Consider the following 16,862-nt stretch of genomic DNA (forward strand, 5'->3'; position numbering starts at 1 on the left):
ACGTTTCTTATGATATTTCCTTTCTAGCGAGTCGGGGACGGTGTAAGCCCGACAAGGAACAAAGGTACGGAAGATCACCCTCGAGCTCTACTCATGAAATTCACTTCCGGAGAGTAATGAATAGCGTCTTGTTCACGTTACGAATCAATACGAGTGAAGATCGATTTAGATCTTTATGAGGGTGGTACCGCGGGAAAAGCTTTCTCGTCCCTTTCCAGGGACGAGAAAGCTTTTTTTTGTTTCCAAAAGGGATAGCCTGATTAAGAATCGCGGGATTTAGAAAAGATGGCAATTAAGAGAAACGTTTAGGAGGAAGATTTCATGGAGTATAAAGATACATTATTGATGCCGAAGACGGAATTTCCCATGAGAGGAAATTTACCGAAACGCGAACCGGATACACAGACGAAGTGGGAAGAAATGAATATTTACCAAAAAGTGCAGGAGAGAACGAGTGATCGTCCTTTATTTGTTCTTCACGATGGGCCTCCATATGCCAATGGAAATATTCATATGGGTCACGCATTAAATAAAATTCTTAAAGACTTTATCGTCCGCTATAAATCCATGAGCGGATTCCATGCACCATATGTTCCAGGCTGGGACACTCATGGTTTACCAATTGAGCAGGCGTTAACGAATAAAGGCGTAAAGCGTAAAGAAATGACTATCGCAGAGTTCCGTAAATTGTGTGAAGAATATGCTTATAAGCAAGTTGATAACCAACGCACTCAGTTCAAACAATTAGGGGTACGTGGTGATTGGGATAATCCATATATTACCTTAAAGCCTGAGTACGAAGCTCAACAGATTAAAGTATTCGGTGATATGGCGAAGAAAGGCTATATCTATAAAGGTAAAAAACCAGTGTACTGGTCTCCTTCAAGTGAATCTGCTTTAGCAGAAGCAGAGATCGAGTATCAGGATAAGCGTTCTCCTTCCATCTACGTCGGCTTCGCCGTTACAGAAGGTAAGGATGTTCTTGAAAAAGGGACTCAATTAGTCATCTGGACGACAACTCCTTGGACGATTCCTGCCAATCTGGGAATTGCCGTGCATGAAGATCTAAGCTATGTCGTTGTAAATGTGAATGAAAGCAGCTATGTAGTAGCAGAGGATTTACTGGAAGAAGTTGCGAAGAATCTGGAATGGGAAGTTTACTCAGTATCCAAAAAGGTTAAAGGAGCGGAGCTTGAGCATATCGTGGCAAAACATCCATTATATGATCGGGATTCACTTGTTGTACTTGGTGAACATGTTACGACTGATTCAGGTACAGGGTGTGTTCATACCGCACCAGGACACGGGGAAGATGACTTTCTGGTTGGTAGGAAATATGGCTTGGATGTGTTATGTCCGGTAGACGATAAAGGAGTAATGACCTCAGAAGCACCTGGATTTGAAGGCTTGTTCTACGATAAAGCCAACAAACCGATTACCGAAAAGCTACAGGAAACAGGAGCATTGTTAAAGCTTAACTTTATCACACACTCCTATCCACATGATTGGCGTACGAAAAAGCCTGTTATCTTTAGAGCGACGGCACAATGGTTTGCGTCAATCGATAAATTCCGTAAAGAACTGCTGGAAGCCGTAAATGAAACGAAATGGGTACCTGCTTGGGGGGAAACACGCCTGTACAATATGGTCAGAGACCGTGGAGACTGGTGTATTTCAAGACAACGTGCATGGGGAGTGCCAATCCCGGTATTTTATGCTGAGAATGGCCAGGAAATCATTTCAGATGAAACCATTGAGCATGTATCAAAGCTTTTCCGTGAACACGGTTCAAACATCTGGTTTGAAAAAGAAGCGAAGGATCTTCTACCTGAAGGGTTTACCCATAAAGGAAGTCCGAATGGGAAGTTCACGAAAGAACAGGATATCATGGATGTCTGGTTTGACTCAGGTTCTTCACATCAAGCCGTACTTGAAGAAAGAAATGACCTTCAGCGTCCTGCAGACCTTTATTTAGAGGGATCTGACCAATATCGCGGATGGTTTAACTCTTCCTTGACTACAAGTGTAGCAGTGACAGGTAAAGCTCCATATAAAGGCGTGTTAAGTCATGGATTTGCTCTTGATGGTGACGGAAGAAAAATGAGTAAATCATTAGGGAACGTAGTCGTTCCTGAAAAAGTGATGAAGCAGCTTGGAGCCGATATCCTTCGCCTTTGGGTTGCATCGGTTGATTATCAAGCAGATGTTCGAGTATCAGATCCAATCTTGAAGCAAGTGGCTGAAGTGTATCGTAAAATCCGTAATACGTACCGTTTCTTATTAGGAAACCTTTCTGACTTTGACCCAAGTACCAATGCGGTATCCTTCGATCAATTAAGAGAAGTGGATCAATTCATGCTTGTGAAGTTGAATGATCTAGTGAAAAATGTGAGAAATTCATACGACAAATATGAATTTGCAAGCATCTATCACGCTGTAAATAATTTCTGTACGCTGGATTTAAGTTCATTCTATTTAGACTTTGCGAAGGATGTTCTTTATATCGAGTCAGAAAATCATGACGAGCGTCGAGCAATCCAAACTGTGTTATATGAATCCCTGGTTGCTCTAACTAAACTGATGTCTCCAATCCTTTCTCATACAGCTGATGAAGTGTGGGCTCATATCCCTGGAGTAGTGGGAGAAAGTGTTCAACTTACTGATATGCCTGAAGTGCAAGAGTTAAGAAATGCTGATGAGTTGAAGAAGAAATGGAATGCTTTCCTGGAGTTAAGAGATGATGTATTAAAAGGTCTTGAAGAAGCTCGTAATCAGAAGTTGATCGGGAAATCATTAACGGCTAAAGTGACTCTTTACGTGAATGATGAAACGCAAGCTTTACTCGGTTCCATTAAGGAAGACTTAAAACAATTGTTCATCGTGTCCGCCTTTGAAATCGGGGGAGCAGTGAACTCGGCACCAGAACATGCATTAAGTCTTGGTGAAAACAATATTGTCGTCGAAAAAGCCGAGGGTGAAACATGTGACCGCTGTTGGGTTGTTACAACCACAGTAGGCGAGGATCAGGATCATCCTACGCTTTGCACACGCTGTGCATCAGTAGTGAAAGAAAGCTATTCTCACCTGGCATAATAATATCGAAAGGCTGGCCGCATATTATGTGAGTCAGCCTTTTTTATATTCCAAAATTGCTATATCTTGCAACGCAATTTTCAGGTGTGTTTCCCCCATACTATGAATGGAGGGATCAAAGATGACATATGACCGATACACATCCATTGTTCAAGAGCTTACAACATCCTTGAAAGAGCTAGAGGCAAGTCGATCTCAACATCCTTTAATTCAGCAGTATATTGATGATGAAATTACCGAAGTGAAACAAGCCCTAAATCGTGTTAGAGATAATCAATACGGCTACTGTGAAATGAGCGGAGAAGAAATACCCTTTGATTTCATTAAGATGAACCCTACCTGCACAACGCTTCACGGTGCATTGGAATGGAGACGATTTGGAAAAATCTCATCTTATTCCTGAAGACTTAAGCGGGTTTCATCGTCCACATTTAGTTTAAGTGTCTTTATTTCCCCTTTTATGCTAAAATGCAAAGGTAATCATTTTACGATGTTCGGAGGTTGCCTTTGTGTTTTATTATTTATTGGCTTTGGTTGTGATTGGACTCGATCAATTAACAAAATGGTTGGTTGTGAAACGAATGACAGAAGGAGAAAGTATAAAGATCATAGACAATTTTTTATATCTTACTTCTCATCGAAATCAGGGTGCAGCATGGGGAATACTTCAAGGGCAAATGTGGTTTTTTTACATTATTACAGTAGTAGTGATTGTAGGTATCGTGTATTATATGCAAGTCCATGCAAAAGGGCATTCTTTATTCAGTTTAAGTTTAGCCTTTATGCTTGGTGGAGCTATTGGAAACTTTATTGACCGTGTCTTTCGAAAAGAAGTGGTTGATTTCTTAAATACATACATCTTTTCCTATGATTTTCCGATCTTTAATATTGCCGATGCAGCATTAACCATTGGAGTAGCATTGTTACTAATTTACATGTATTTAGACGAACGAAAAGCAAAGAAGGAGAACAAAAATGGAAGTAATTCAGCACAACATACAGCAGGAAAACCAGGGAGAACGAATTGATAAAGTCGTAAGTCAGTTGAACAAGGAATGGTCCCGTTCACAGGTTCAACAATGGATAAAAGAAGGTCATATTAAAGTGAATGGTGAGGCGATAAAACCTAATTTCAAATGTCCAGCGGATGCATTAATCGAGGTTTCGATCCCGGAACCCGAAGAGTTGGATGTAGAACCGGAAGACCTCAATCTTGACATTGCCTATGAAGATGGGGACGTCATAGTTGTAAACAAGCCAAAGGGAATGGTCGTTCACCCTGCACCTGGGCATTATTCAGAGACAATGGTGAATGGTTTGATGTATCACTGTAAGGATTTATCCGGCATTAATGGAGTTCTAAGACCAGGAATCGTCCACCGTATAGATAAGGACACTTCAGGCTTACTGATGGTGGCGAAAAATGATATGGCTCACGAGCATTTGGTTAATCAGCTGGTAGAAAAATCCGTAACAAGAAAATATACAGCCATCGTACATGGCCTTATTCCCCATGAATACGGCACCATTGATGCTCCGATCGGAAGAGACCCTAAAGATCGCCAAAGTATGGCTGTAGTGGATAACGGTAAACAAGCGGTGACACATTTCAGAGTGCTGGATCGCTATAAAGATTTCACATTAGTCGAATGTGAATTGGAAACGGGACGAACGCATCAAATCCGTGTGCACATGAAGTATATCGGCTTCCCGCTTGCGGGGGATCCAAAGTATGGACCACGAAAGACATTGAGCATAGAAGGACAGGCCCTTCATGCTGGAGTGTTAGGATTTGTCCATCCAAGAACAGAAGAATATATGGAATTCCACGCGGAGTTACCTCAGGAGTTCACTAAACTTGTGAAGCATCTTGAAAATAATCGTTGACAAATTCCGACTGGACCTTTATGATTTAGTTAATTGAATAAGTAACCTTTAATACGGTCCCGTGAGGCTGAGAAGGAGCATGTACGACCAAATCATTTTGGCGTGCAATCAGATCATAACGATAAGTGTGCCCTCTCATCCCTACGGTGAGAGGGATTTTTTATTTTAATGAAACGAGGTGGCGTAAATGACTAAAAAAGCTACGGTTCTGGATCAACCCGCCATTCGAAGGGCGTTGACAAGAATAGCCCATGAAATCATCGAGCGTAACAAAGGAATTGAAGATTGTATTTTGGTTGGTATCAAAACAAGAGGCATTTACATCGCTAATCGATTAGCTGAGCGAATTCATGATATTGAAGGTGAGCAAATTCCCGTAGGGGAAATAGACATCACCCTATACCGGGATGATTTATCTAAGAAAACAGAGGATCATGAACCAGAGGTCAAAGGTTCTGACCTGCCTGTTGATATTACGAACAAGAAAGTCATCCTGGTAGACGATGTATTATTCACAGGAAGAACGGTCCGGGCAGGTTTGGACGCATTAATGGATCTTGGACGACCGAGTCAAATTCAACTTGCGGTACTGGTTGACCGGGGACATAGAGAATTACCGATAAGGGCAGACTTTGTCGGAAAGAACATTCCAACATCAAGCTCCGAAAAAATCATGGTTGCCTTAACAGAGGTAGATCAGGAAGATATCGTTGCAATTCACGAAAAAGAATAACGTAAGTCCTTTTAAGAGTGGTCCCGTGAGGCTGACAAAGGATGGGAATGAAGGTAGATATAGGCCTTCTTGTACCCTCTTTGTGCCCTCTTTAGGACAAAGAGGGTTTTTTTATGGGGAATATGGGTATTAGAGGAGGAAACATAAATGAATCAAAATCATACGGTTGTGTTAGACGTAGAAGAAGTACCGAAGTTAGGAAAATGGATCACATTGAGTATCCAGCATCTATTCGCCATGTTTGGGGCTACTGTGTTAGTTCCATTCCTGGTAGGGCTAAGCCCTGGGGTTGCCCTTATCTCAAGTGGATTAGGCACACTTGCTTATCTCTTGATCACAAGGGGAAGAATCCCTGCTTACTTAGGATCATCCTTTGCATTCATTGCACCTATCTTAGCTGCAAAGAGCTTTGGAGGTCCTGAGGCGGCCATGATGGGAAGCTTTCTCGCCGGGATAGTTTACGGAATCGTAGCATTGCTCATCTCAAAGCTGGGGCTGAAATGGCTTGTGCGGATTCTTCCGCCGATAGTTGTAGGGCCAGTGATTATGGTTATAGGATTAGGACTGGCAGGAACGGCTGTTAATATGGCCATGTATGAAAATCCTGGAGCAGAAGAATTGGTTTACAGCAACATACACTTCATGGTGGCTCTTGCCACTTTAGGCATTACCGTGATTTGCTCGATATACTTTAAAGGCTTTCTCGGAATGGTGCCGATTTTAGCCGGAATCGTTGGAGGGTATATCATAGCGGTTTTTGCGGGATTAGTGAACTTTCAACAAGTGTTGGATGCGCCGCTCTTACAAATGCCGGACTTCTTTATCCCATTCGTTGACTACACGCCGAGCTTCTCTTGGGAAATCGTGTCCATCATGGTACCTATAGCCCTCGTAACCTTGGCAGAGCATACTGGAGACCAGATGGTTCTAAGTAAAGTAGTAGGACGAAACTTCATTGAAAAGCCAGGACTTCACCGCTCCATTCTTGGGGATGGGGTAGCAACTGTGATTGCATCCTTCCTCGGTGGACCACCCAATACAACGTATGGTGAAAACATTGGAGTATTAGCCATAACAAGGGTATTCAGCGTTTTCGTCATCGGAGGAGCCGCGGTTCTTGCCATCATGTTCGGGTTTATCGGGAAGATAACAGCCTTGATTGGATCGATTCCATCAGCCGTCATGGGTGGAGTGTCCATCCTTCTGTTCGGAATCATCGCCTCTAGCGGACTGCGAATGCTGATTGATAACAAAGTAGACTTAGGAAACAAGCGAAACCTGGTGATTTCCTCAGTGATCCTGGTGATCGGGGTAGGAGGGGCATTCGTGAAGGTCAACGAGCAGGTATCCTTATCAGGGATGGCACTTGCAGCGATTGTCGGAGTTCTTCTAAACCTTGTCTTACCAGGTAGAGAAGAAAGCGAAGGGAAAAACAACTTATTCGAAGAAGAAAATACAAAGCAGCATGATGTTGCATAGATGCACCTTTTAACATGGTCCAGAGAGTCTAAGAAGGGTGAATTTGAACAAGACAGGTACGTGAGATTTTTCGCACTGTCCCTGTTGGAATGTTCAAAAACACCCTGTCAGAAAATTGGCAGGGTGTTTTTTTGAAAGAAGAGAAGAAAGGGTTGTCCCATGATGAAGAACTTGTTGACAATGAATGATTTAACAAAAGAGGAAATCATTAAAATATTAGATGCAGCTGAACGCTTTAAAGAGGGAGAAACATGGAAGGAAGGCTCCAATAAATATGTAGCCAATCTTTTCTTCGAGGCAAGTACCCGGACGAAATGCAGTTTTGAAATGGCGGAAAGGAAGCTTGGACTCGAGGTCATTCCATTTGAAGCACAGACTTCAAGTGTACAAAAGGGAGAAAGCTTGTATGACACGGTGAAAACATTAGAAAGCATCGGTGTAGAAACCGTAGTCATCCGGCACTCACTTGAACGATATTTCGATGAACTTGCACCACTTAATATAAGCGTCATCAACGGAGGAGATGGATGTGGCAATCATCCTACTCAATGCCTACTGGACCTGCTGACCATTCGTCAGGAATTTGGAGGGTTTAAAGGACTTAAGGTATCGATCATTGGAGACATTGCCCATAGCCGAGTGGCAAGATCCAATGCAGAAGCGTTAACAAAGCTGGGAGCAGAAGTGATGTTCTCTGGACCAAAGGAATGGTTCCCATCACAGGATCGAGATCAATATATGCCGATAGATAAATGTATAGCAGATTCGGATGTGGTCATGTTATTGAGAATTCAACATGAGCGACACGATAGTACATCAAGCTTAACGAAAGAGGAATACCATGAAAGCTTTGGCTTGACGGAAAGTCGAAAATCGCGAATGAAACCAACCGGTATCATTCTTCATCCGGCACCGGTCAACCGTGGAGTTGAAATTGCAGATTCATTGGTGGAATGTGATCAGTCAAGAATCTTTAAGCAGATGGAAAATGGAGTATACGTCAGAATGGCTGTTTTAAAGAGAGCACTTGAAATCAACTAACTAGGGGGAATTTGAAATGAATTGGTTAATCCGAAATGCACGTACTTTAGCAAAGAATGGTGATCTTGAGATAGTGGATGTGAAGGTGGAGAATCAGAAAATCATCGAGATGGGAACAGACCTCAAACGTACCAATCACCAGGTATTTCAAGCGGATGGGTTATTGATTTCCCCAGGATTTGTTGACCTTCATGTCCATTTAAGAGAACCGGGGGGCGAGCACAAAGAAACAATCGAAACGGGAACAAAAGCTGCTGCGAAGGGTGGTTTCACGACCATCGCTGCAATGCCTAATACAAGACCCGTACCTGACTCAGTAGAAAATCTGCAAGCCCTTAACAAGAAAATCTCTGAAACAGCAAGTGTTCGCGTGTTACCTTATGCCGCCATCACAGAGAGACAAATGGGGAAAACGCTTAATGACTTACCTTCCTTAAAGGAAAATGGGGCATTTGCATTCACAGATGACGGGGTAGGGGTGCAATCAGCAGGCATGATGTTTGAAGCCATGAAGAAGGCAGCAGACATCAATGCATCCATAGTGGCCCACTGTGAAGAGAATACCTTGATTTATGGAGGAGCGGTCCATGATGGAACATTCTCCAAAGAATATAACCTGAAAGGAATACCTTCAATCTGTGAAGCCGTACATATATCCCGGGATGTGCTGCTGGCAGAAGCAGCAGGCGTACATTATCACGTATGTCATATCTCAACGAAAGAGTCAGTAAGAGTGGTCCGCGATGCTAAAAATGCCGGGATCAATGTGACAGCTGAAGTAACACCACACCATCTTCTCCTATGCGAAGAAGATATTCCGGGACTTGATCCGAATTTCAAAATGAACCCGCCTCTTAGAAGCAAAGGAGATCAGCGAGCGTTAATAGAAGGGTTGCTGGATGGCACCATCGACTTTATCGCGACGGATCATGCACCTCATACAGAAGCAGAGAAATCTGAAGGGATGCAGCTCGCTCCTTTCGGAATTGTTGGATTGGAAACAGCCTTTCCGTTACTCTACACACGCTTTGTAGAAGAGGGAATCTTCACGTTAAAGCAGCTAATTGATTGGATGACGATTAAACCAAGCAAAGCCTTTAACCTTCCGTTTGGACTACTAGAAGTAGGAGGAGAAGCTGATTTTACGCTTATAGATTTAAATGAACAAAAAGTGATTGATCCAGCCGGATTTTTATCAAAAGGAAAAAATACTCCATTTAAAGAATGGGAGTGCAGAGGCTTTCCGAAAGCTACTTTTTATCAGGGATCTCTTGTATGGAATGAAGGAGGAAACAAACAATGAAAAGACAACTCATTTTAGACGATGGAACAGTATTCGTAGGAGAAGGCTTTGGAGCGAACAAAGAAACGATTGGAGAAGTGGTTTTCAACACAAGTATGACAGGATATCAGGAAATTCTTTCAGACCCATCATACTGTGGACAGCTTGTCACTTTGACCTATCCCCTCGTAGGGAACTACGGAATCAATCGCGACGATTTTGAGTCCATCACACCTGCTATCAAAGCGTTCATCGTGAGAGAAGTTGCAGATTTCCCTTCAAATTGGAGAAATGAATCAACTTTGGATGAATTATTTAAAGTAAAAGGTATTCCAGGAATTTCAGATATCGATACAAGAAAGTTAACAAGGATCATCAGACAGCATGGGGCAATGAAAGGCATCATTTGTTCAGCAGAGTTGGATCCAAAAGAAATGCTTGAGAAATTGCATGATACTGCACTAAGATCCGATCAAGTCATGCAGGTTTCAACGAAAACAGCATATGCCAGTCCGGGAAGAGGATATCGTGTCGTGTTAATGGATTTTGGGATGAAGCACGGAATCCTGAGAGAATTAAACAAGCGTGATTGTGACGTGATTGTGGTTCCTTACCATACATCAGCGGAAGAGATTCGTCGTTTGCAGCCTGACGGGATCATGCTCTCAAATGGGCCTGGGGATCCGAAAGATGTACCTGAAGCAATAGAAACGGTTAAAGAGCTCCTGGGAGAAATTCCCCTATTCGGAATTTGTTTAGGGCATCAATTATTTGCTCTCGCGTGTGGAGGCGACTCCTTCAAAATGAAATTTGGTCACAGAGGAGGCAACCATCCAGTAAAAGACTTGAAAACTGGAAAAGTAGCACTGACTTCCCAGAACCACGGTTATGCTGTAGATGAAAAGTCGTTGATAGGAACAAGACTTCAAGTTACTCACATGGCCATCAATGATGGAACAGTAGAAGGTTTAAAGCATTTAGACTACCCTGCCTTCACGGTTCAGTATCACCCGGAAGCATCTCCAGGACCTGAGGATTCAAATTACTTATTCGATGATTTCTTACAACTTATGAAAGAAGAGAAAAGAAAGGAGATTCAACATGCCTAAACGTACAGACATCAAAAGCATCTTAGTTATCGGGAGCGGACCCATCATCATAGGACAAGCGGCAGAATTCGATTATGCGGGGACTCAAGCATGTATCGCCTTAAAAGAGGAAGGGTATCGTGTCATCCTCGTAAATTCAAACCCTGCTACGATTATGACCGACGCTGAAATGGCAGATAAAGTGTATATCGAACCACTGACGCTGGAGTTTGTCAGTAGAATCATTCGTAAAGAACGTCCGGATGCGGTTCTTCCTACATTAGGTGGTCAAACGGGATTAAACCTGGCTGTTGAACTTGCTAAATCAGGAGTTTTAGAAGAATGCGGAGTGGAAATTCTCGGAACGAAGCTTTCGGCAATAGAGAAGGCAGAAGATCGTGACTTATTTAGAAATTTAATGAATGAACTCGGGGAGCCGGTTCCTGAGAGCGAAATCATCCGAACGGTGGATGAAGCGTTTCATTTCGTAGAAAGCGTCGGCTTTCCAGTGATCGTAAGGCCTGCCTACACACTGGGTGGGACCGGCGGAGGGATCTGTCACAATGAAGAAGAATTAATCGAAATTGTAACCTCAGGCCTGAAGTACAGCCCGGTAACTCAATGTCTACTGGAAAAAAGTATCGCAGGTTTTAAAGAGATTGAATACGAGGTTATGAGAGATGCAGCCGATAATGCCATCGTGGTATGTAATATGGAGAACATCGACCCGGTGGGAATCCATACGGGAGATTCGATTGTCGTAGCTCCAAGTCAAACTCTAAGTGACCGGGAGTATCAAATGCTCCGTAATACAAGCTTGAAGATCATCCGAGCATTAGGGATTGAAGGGGGCTGTAACGTCCAGCTTGCCCTTGATCCGGACAGCTTCCAGTATTACATCATCGAAGTGAATCCAAGGGTGAGCCGTTCCTCTGCACTAGCATCAAAAGCAACGGGATACCCAATTGCGAAGCTTGCAGCAAAAATTGCAGTAGGACTTACCCTGGATGAAATGATGAATCCTGTAACAGGTAAAACATATGCATCATTCGAACCTGCACTGGACTATGTGGTGACGAAAATTCCAAGATGGCCGTTTGATAAATTTGAAGCTGCCAAGCGTAACCTCGGTACGCAGATGAAAGCAACCGGTGAAGTAATGGCGATTGGCCGAACGTTCGAAGAGTCACTTCTTAAAGCGATTCGTTCCCTCGAAAGCAATACGTATCATATGGAGTTAAGTGATGCTGAACAATTTACAGACGAGTGGATCGAGAAGAGAATCCGCAAAGCAGGAGATGAACGACTCTTCTATATCGGAGAAGCACTTAGAAGAGGAGTGACGATTGAAACCATTCATGATTGGAGCAAAATCGATCTTTTCTTCCTGTATAAAATGAATAGAATCGTAGAATTCGAACAGGAATTAACCTTACATCCCTTCAATCTCGAGCTGGGACAAAAAGCAAAGCGAATGGGCTTTTCAGACATCACCATTGCCAAGCTATGGAATAGTACAGAAGCAGAATTGTATAGCTGGAGAAAAGAAAATGATTTAATACCTGTCTATAAAATGGTAGATACATGTGCGGCTGAGTTTGAATCAGAAACTCCTTACTTCTATGGAACCTATGAGGATGAGAATGAATCCAAGGTCACTTCGCGGGAGAGTGTCATCGTTCTTGGGTCAGGACCGATCAGGATCGGTCAGGGAGTAGAATTTGATTACGCAACCGTTCACTCTGTCTGGGCCATTAAAGAAGCGGGCTATGAAGCGATCATCGTAAATAACAATCCAGAAACGGTTTCGACAGACTTCAGCATCTCGGATAAATTATACTTTGAACCTCTCACGGTAGAAGATGTCATGCACATCATCGATCTTGAAAAGCCTAAGGGAGTTGTCGTGCAATTTGGTGGGCAAACCGCGATCAATCTGGCAGATGAGCTGGTGAGAAGAGGAGTCACGATTCTCGGTACATCACTTGAAGATTTAGATCGTGCAGAAAACCGGGATAAATTCGAACACACTCTGAACGAACTTGGCATTCCTCAACCTGAAGGAAAGACAGCGGTATCTGTTGAAGGAGCCCTTAAGATCGCAGAAAACATCGGATACCCTGTGTTGGTCAGACCGTCTTACGTCCTTGGTGGAAGAGCGATGGAAATTGTTTACCGAGAAGAAGAGCTTCTTCAATACATGAAGAACGCAGTAAAGGTGAACCCGCAACATCCGGTTTTAATCGACCGTTACCTGATCGGAAAAGAAATTGAAGTGGATGCCATTTCTGACGGAGTAGACGTAGTAGTCCCTGGAATCATGGAGCATATCGAACGGGCTGGAGTTCACTCCGGAGATTCCATCGCGGTTTATCCTCCACAGCAGCTGACAGGGGAACAGAAACAAACCATTGTCGATTATACAACACGACTTGCGAAAGGCCTAAACATTGTGGGGTTACTGAATATCCAATATGTCATCTCGAAAGGCGAAGTATTTGTTCTGGAAGTGAATCCACGCTCCAGCCGTACAGTGCCATTCATCAGTAAAATCACGAATGTACCGATGGCGAATATTGCAACCAAGTCCATTCTAGGGATCTCCCTTAAGGATCAAGGATATGAATCAGGATTAATACCTGAAAAACATGGTGTATATGTGAAGGTTCCTGTATTCTCCTTTGCCAAACTAAGACGGGTGGACATCACTTTAGGTCCTGAAATGAAATCAACAGGTGAAGTAATGGGGAAAGACCTTACTTTGGAAAAAGCCCTCTACAAAGGAATGGTTGCAGCAGGAATGCAAATGAAAGAATATGGATCTGTACTCATGACCGTAGCAGATAAAGACAAAGACGAAGCGGTTCTCCTGGCGCAACGCTTTATCGATATCGGGTATCAAATCCTTGCAACAAAAGGTACGGCCGAGCATCTGACAAAAGCAAATATTACCGTACGTGAAGTGGATAAGATCGGATCCAGTGGACCAACCCTGTTGGATATCATCCAAAGTGGAGAAACACAACTGGTCATCAATACCTTGACAAAAGGAAAACAGCCTGCCCGGGACGGATTTAGAATCCGTAGAGAATCAGTAGAAAACGGCATCCCATGTCTTACATCACTGGACACAGCAGAAGCCATCCTGCGAGTGATTGAATCCATGACATTCTCTGCTGAGGCTCTTCCATCACAACCGAAAACGAGAGAGGCGGTTTTTCAATGATCGTAAATGAAAAGATGGTGGTGCTTTCTCATGAAAGAATAGCTGAAAACATCTTTGAATTAGTTCTACAAGGAGAATTGGTGAGAGAGATCAAAGCTCCAGGACAATTTGTCCATATTAAAGTGGGAACGGGAATCGACCCTTTACTGAGGAGACCGATTTCCATCGCCTCCCATAATCACGAAGAACTCACCATAACATTGATCTATCGTGCAGAAGGGAAGGGAACTAACCTTCTTTCGCAAGTGATAAGTAATGAAAGGATCGACGTATTGGGACCTTTGGGAAATGGATTCACAGTAGCAGGTAGGAGTAAGACCGCTCTATTAGTAGGTGGAGGAATTGGAGTTCCTCCCCTCTACGGTCTTTCTAAAAATCTAGTTGAAAATGGTTGGAAAGTGAAACACATCCTCGGTTTTCAAACTGAATCCGTGAGTTTTTATGTGAACAAGTTCAGAGAATTGGGAGAAACCTTTGTCGCTACAGTGGACGGAACCCTCGGAACCACCGGGTTTGTAACAGACGTTATTCGAGAAAAAGCACCGGCCTTTGATGTGTTCTATTCCTGTGGTCCGACACCGATGCTGAAAGCACTTCAATCACAATTGGGTGACCGACGCGGCTTCATTTCTTTAGAAGAGCGCATGGGATGCGGGATTGGTGCTTGCTTCGCTTGTGTTTGTCACAAACAGGATGATCCACAAGGGTCAAGCTACGTTAAGGTTTGCAGTGACGGACCTGTATTTCCAGTAGGGGTGGTGCAATTATGAAATCATTACAAATCGAATTACCCGGATTAACATTAAAAAACCCTGTCATGCCGGCTTCAGGCTGCTTTGGCTTTGGACGCGAATACAGTCAGTTCTATGATTTAAGCGAGCTTGGAGCGATTATGATCAAAGCTACTACGGAAGAAGCGCGCTTTGGAAATCCGACTCCCCGGGTTGCTGAGACGAATGCCGGTATGCTGAATGCAATCGGGTTACAAAATCCCGGGCTCACAGGTGTGATGAGAAACGAACTTCCTTGGCTTTCCAAGTACGATGTACCGATCATCGCTAATGTGGCGGGGTCTCAGATGGAGGATTACGTGGAGGTGGCAAGAGTCATCTCAACCGCAGAAAACGTTAAGGCCCTTGAATTGAATATCTCCTGTCCAAATGTAAAAACAGGGGGAATAGCCTTTGGCACCATCCCAGAAGTGGCAAAAGAATTGACCGAGAGAGTAAAAGAAGTCTCGCAGGTCCCACTATATGTAAAGTTATCACCGAATGTCTCCAATATTGTCGACATGGCCAAGGCTGTTGAAGCAGGGGGAGCAGACGGCCTGACAATGATCAATACACTCCTCGGGATGAGACTGGATATGAAGACAGGAAAGCCGATCCTGGCAAATAAAACAGGGGGGTTATCCGGACCAGCCATTAAACCGGTTGCGATTCGTATGATTTATGAGGTAAGTCAACAGGTGGATCTTCCGATTATCGGGATGGGTGGCATACAAACTGCTGAAGATGTGATTGAATACTTTTATGCAGGGGCAAGCGCCATAGCCGTCGGTACAGCAAACTTCGTGGATCCATTCGTGTGTCAGCGTATCATAAAGAATTTACCGCCATTACTTGACGAACTGGGAGTGGAGCATATATCCCAATTGACCGGAAGGAGCTGGGGGAAGCATGAATCAAAAGCCGTTTATTGCTCTTGATTTCCCATCATGGGAGAAGACATCAATCTTCTTAGATCAATTTTCAGAGAGTTTAAATGTAAAAGTCGGTATGGAGCTATACCTTCAAAATGGACCGGTTATCATCGAAAAGATTTTAAATAAAAATCATCGTATTTTCCTGGACTTAAAGCTACATGACATTCCCAATACAGTATATGGCGCCATGAAGGGACTTGCCGGGTTCGACCTTGACCTGATCAATGTGCATGCTTCAGGTGGCGGAATGATGATGGAAAAGGCGTTAGAGGGTTTACATGCCGGCACACCTGCTAATCATTCACGCACAAAATTGATTGCCGTCACTCAATTAACGTCAACAACGGAAGAACAAATGCAGGTAGAGCAACTAATACCTAAAACGATCAATGAATCTGTCTTACATTATGCAACACTCGCAAAAATGGCGGGCCTTGATGGAGTGGTATGTTCTCCTCATGAATCCTCTCTTATAAAAGAACATTGTGGTGTAGATTTTATTCGGGTCACTCCGGGGATCAGGTTGGCAGATGATCAAAAAGGAGACCAAAAAAGAGTCACCACACCACGTATGGCAAAAGAAATGGGTTCTTCCTATATTGTCGTGGGAAGAAGTATTACAGGAACGAGTAATCCGGTTGAAGCATATGAACGAATTGTACATGAATGGGAGGGCCTCTGAATGAAACAAGAAATCGCCAAAAAATTATTAGACATCGAAGCCGTATTTTTAAACCCGTCGGAGCCATTTACATGGTCATCGGGAATAAAGTCGCCAATCTATTGCGATAATCGACTGACCTTATCTTACCCTACAGTGCGGGATGAAATTTCTACGGGTCTTGTTGAGATTATTAAAGAGCAGTTTCCGGATGTGGAAGTCATTGCAGGGACTGCAACAGCTGGAATTCCACATGCTGCATGGGTAAGTGAAAAACTAAACCTGCCGATGTGTTATGTTCGCTCGAAAGCTAAAGCTCACGGAAAAGGAAAGCAGATTGAAGGGAAAGCTGCGCCTGGTCAAAAAGTGGTGGTGGTTGAAGACCTCATCTCGACAGGCGGCAGTTGTATTACAGCTGTGAACGCTTTAAGAGAAGCGGGCTGCGACGTATTAGGGGTAGCTGCTATTTTCACCTACGAGTTAGAAAAAGGGAAAAGGATGCTTGAAGAACACGACATTAAGGCATTTGCACTATCCGATTACTCAAGTTTATTGGCTGTAGCGCTTCAAAACTCGATCATTCGGGAAGAAGAACTGGAACAATTGAAGCTTTGGGGTGAAAATCCGGAGAAATGGGGCAGTTAAGGTAGAAAGCAACTCTTTTGTG

14 protein-coding genes and 1 other annotated feature (1 of these 15 only partly in view) are annotated in these 16,862 nt (G+C 43.4%); all 14 genes read left to right on the forward strand.

Annotation, left to right across the window (positions count from 1 at the left end; genetic code table 11):
* Positions 1–215 (forward strand) — a binding site (T-box leader); it begins 23 nt to the left of the window's first position.
* Between the two features lie 106 nt (positions 216–321).
* The 14 genes from ileS to pyrE all read left to right on the forward strand — a co-directional run bounded on the left by ileS (position 322) and on the right by pyrE (position 16,840).
* Positions 322–3,093 (forward strand): isoleucine--tRNA ligase, encoded by a 2,772-nt coding sequence (gene ileS, locus F0342_RS07935; protein ID WP_149155448.1) that lies wholly within the window; start codon positions 322–324, stop codon positions 3,091–3,093.
* Positions 3,094–3,214: 121 nt separating this feature from the next.
* Positions 3,215–3,496: a hypothetical protein gene (locus F0342_RS07940; RefSeq protein WP_149155449.1), complete on the forward strand. Its 282-nt coding sequence runs from the start codon at positions 3,215–3,217 to the stop codon at positions 3,494–3,496.
* Between the two features lie 106 nt (positions 3,497–3,602).
* The gene (lspA, locus tag F0342_RS07945; protein WP_149155450.1) at positions 3,603–4,121 is read left to right on the forward strand and encodes a signal peptidase II; all 519 of its coding nucleotides are present in this window, start codon (positions 3,603–3,605) and stop codon (positions 4,119–4,121) included.
* Positions 4,069–4,980, forward strand: coding sequence for an RluA family pseudouridine synthase (locus F0342_RS07950; RefSeq protein WP_149155451.1), 912 nt, complete (start codon positions 4,069–4,071; stop codon positions 4,978–4,980). The genes lspA and F0342_RS07950 overlap by 53 nt, the downstream gene beginning before the upstream one ends.
* A 187-nt stretch (positions 4,981–5,167) precedes the next feature.
* Complete coding sequence (pyrR, locus tag F0342_RS07955; RefSeq protein ID WP_113968281.1) at positions 5,168–5,713, forward strand: bifunctional pyr operon transcriptional regulator/uracil phosphoribosyltransferase PyrR; 546 nt, start codon at positions 5,168–5,170, stop codon at positions 5,711–5,713.
* A 147-nt stretch (positions 5,714–5,860) separates the two neighbouring features.
* Entirely contained in the window at positions 5,861–7,192 is a 1,332-nt protein-coding gene (locus tag F0342_RS07960; protein WP_149155452.1) for a uracil-xanthine permease family protein, read from the forward strand.
* A gap of 162 nt (positions 7,193–7,354) precedes the next feature.
* Positions 7,355–8,233 carry an aspartate carbamoyltransferase catalytic subunit gene (locus tag F0342_RS07965; RefSeq protein WP_149155453.1) on the forward strand — a complete coding sequence of 293 codons (879 nt, stop codon included), beginning with the start codon at positions 7,355–7,357 and terminating at the stop codon, positions 8,231–8,233.
* A 16-nt stretch (positions 8,234–8,249) separates the two neighbouring features.
* Positions 8,250–9,536: a dihydroorotase gene (locus F0342_RS07970; RefSeq protein ID WP_149155454.1), complete on the forward strand. Its 1,287-nt coding sequence runs from the start codon at positions 8,250–8,252 to the stop codon at positions 9,534–9,536.
* Positions 9,533–10,624 carry a carbamoyl phosphate synthase small subunit gene (locus F0342_RS07975; protein WP_149155455.1) on the forward strand — a complete coding sequence of 364 codons (1,092 nt, stop codon included), beginning with the start codon at positions 9,533–9,535 and terminating at the stop codon, positions 10,622–10,624. Before F0342_RS07970 ends, F0342_RS07975 begins: the two co-directional genes overlap by 4 nt.
* Positions 10,617–13,829, forward strand: coding sequence for a carbamoyl-phosphate synthase large subunit (carB, locus tag F0342_RS07980; protein ID WP_149155456.1), 3,213 nt, complete (start codon positions 10,617–10,619; stop codon positions 13,827–13,829). The genes F0342_RS07975 and carB overlap by 8 nt, the downstream gene beginning before the upstream one ends.
* Complete coding sequence (locus tag F0342_RS07985; protein WP_149155457.1) at positions 13,826–14,599, forward strand: dihydroorotate dehydrogenase electron transfer subunit; 774 nt, start codon at positions 13,826–13,828, stop codon at positions 14,597–14,599. Before carB ends, F0342_RS07985 begins: the two co-directional genes overlap by 4 nt.
* A complete protein-coding gene (locus tag F0342_RS07990) occupies positions 14,596–15,537 on the forward strand; it encodes a dihydroorotate dehydrogenase (protein WP_149155458.1) in 942 nt (313 codons plus the stop codon). The genes F0342_RS07985 and F0342_RS07990 overlap by 4 nt, the downstream gene beginning before the upstream one ends.
* Positions 15,509–16,216, forward strand: coding sequence for an orotidine-5'-phosphate decarboxylase (gene pyrF / locus F0342_RS07995; protein WP_149155459.1), 708 nt, complete (start codon positions 15,509–15,511; stop codon positions 16,214–16,216). Before F0342_RS07990 ends, pyrF begins: the two co-directional genes overlap by 29 nt.
* Positions 16,217–16,840, forward strand: a complete 624-nt coding sequence (gene pyrE / locus F0342_RS08000; protein WP_149155460.1) for an orotate phosphoribosyltransferase — start codon at positions 16,217–16,219, stop codon at positions 16,838–16,840.
* Positions 16,841–16,862: the final 22 nt, after the last annotated feature.

The sequence above is a fragment of the Bacillus sp. CH30_1T genome (assembly GCF_008364765.1).
Classification (GTDB): Bacteria; Bacillota; Bacilli; order Bacillales; family Bacillaceae_B; genus Rossellomorea.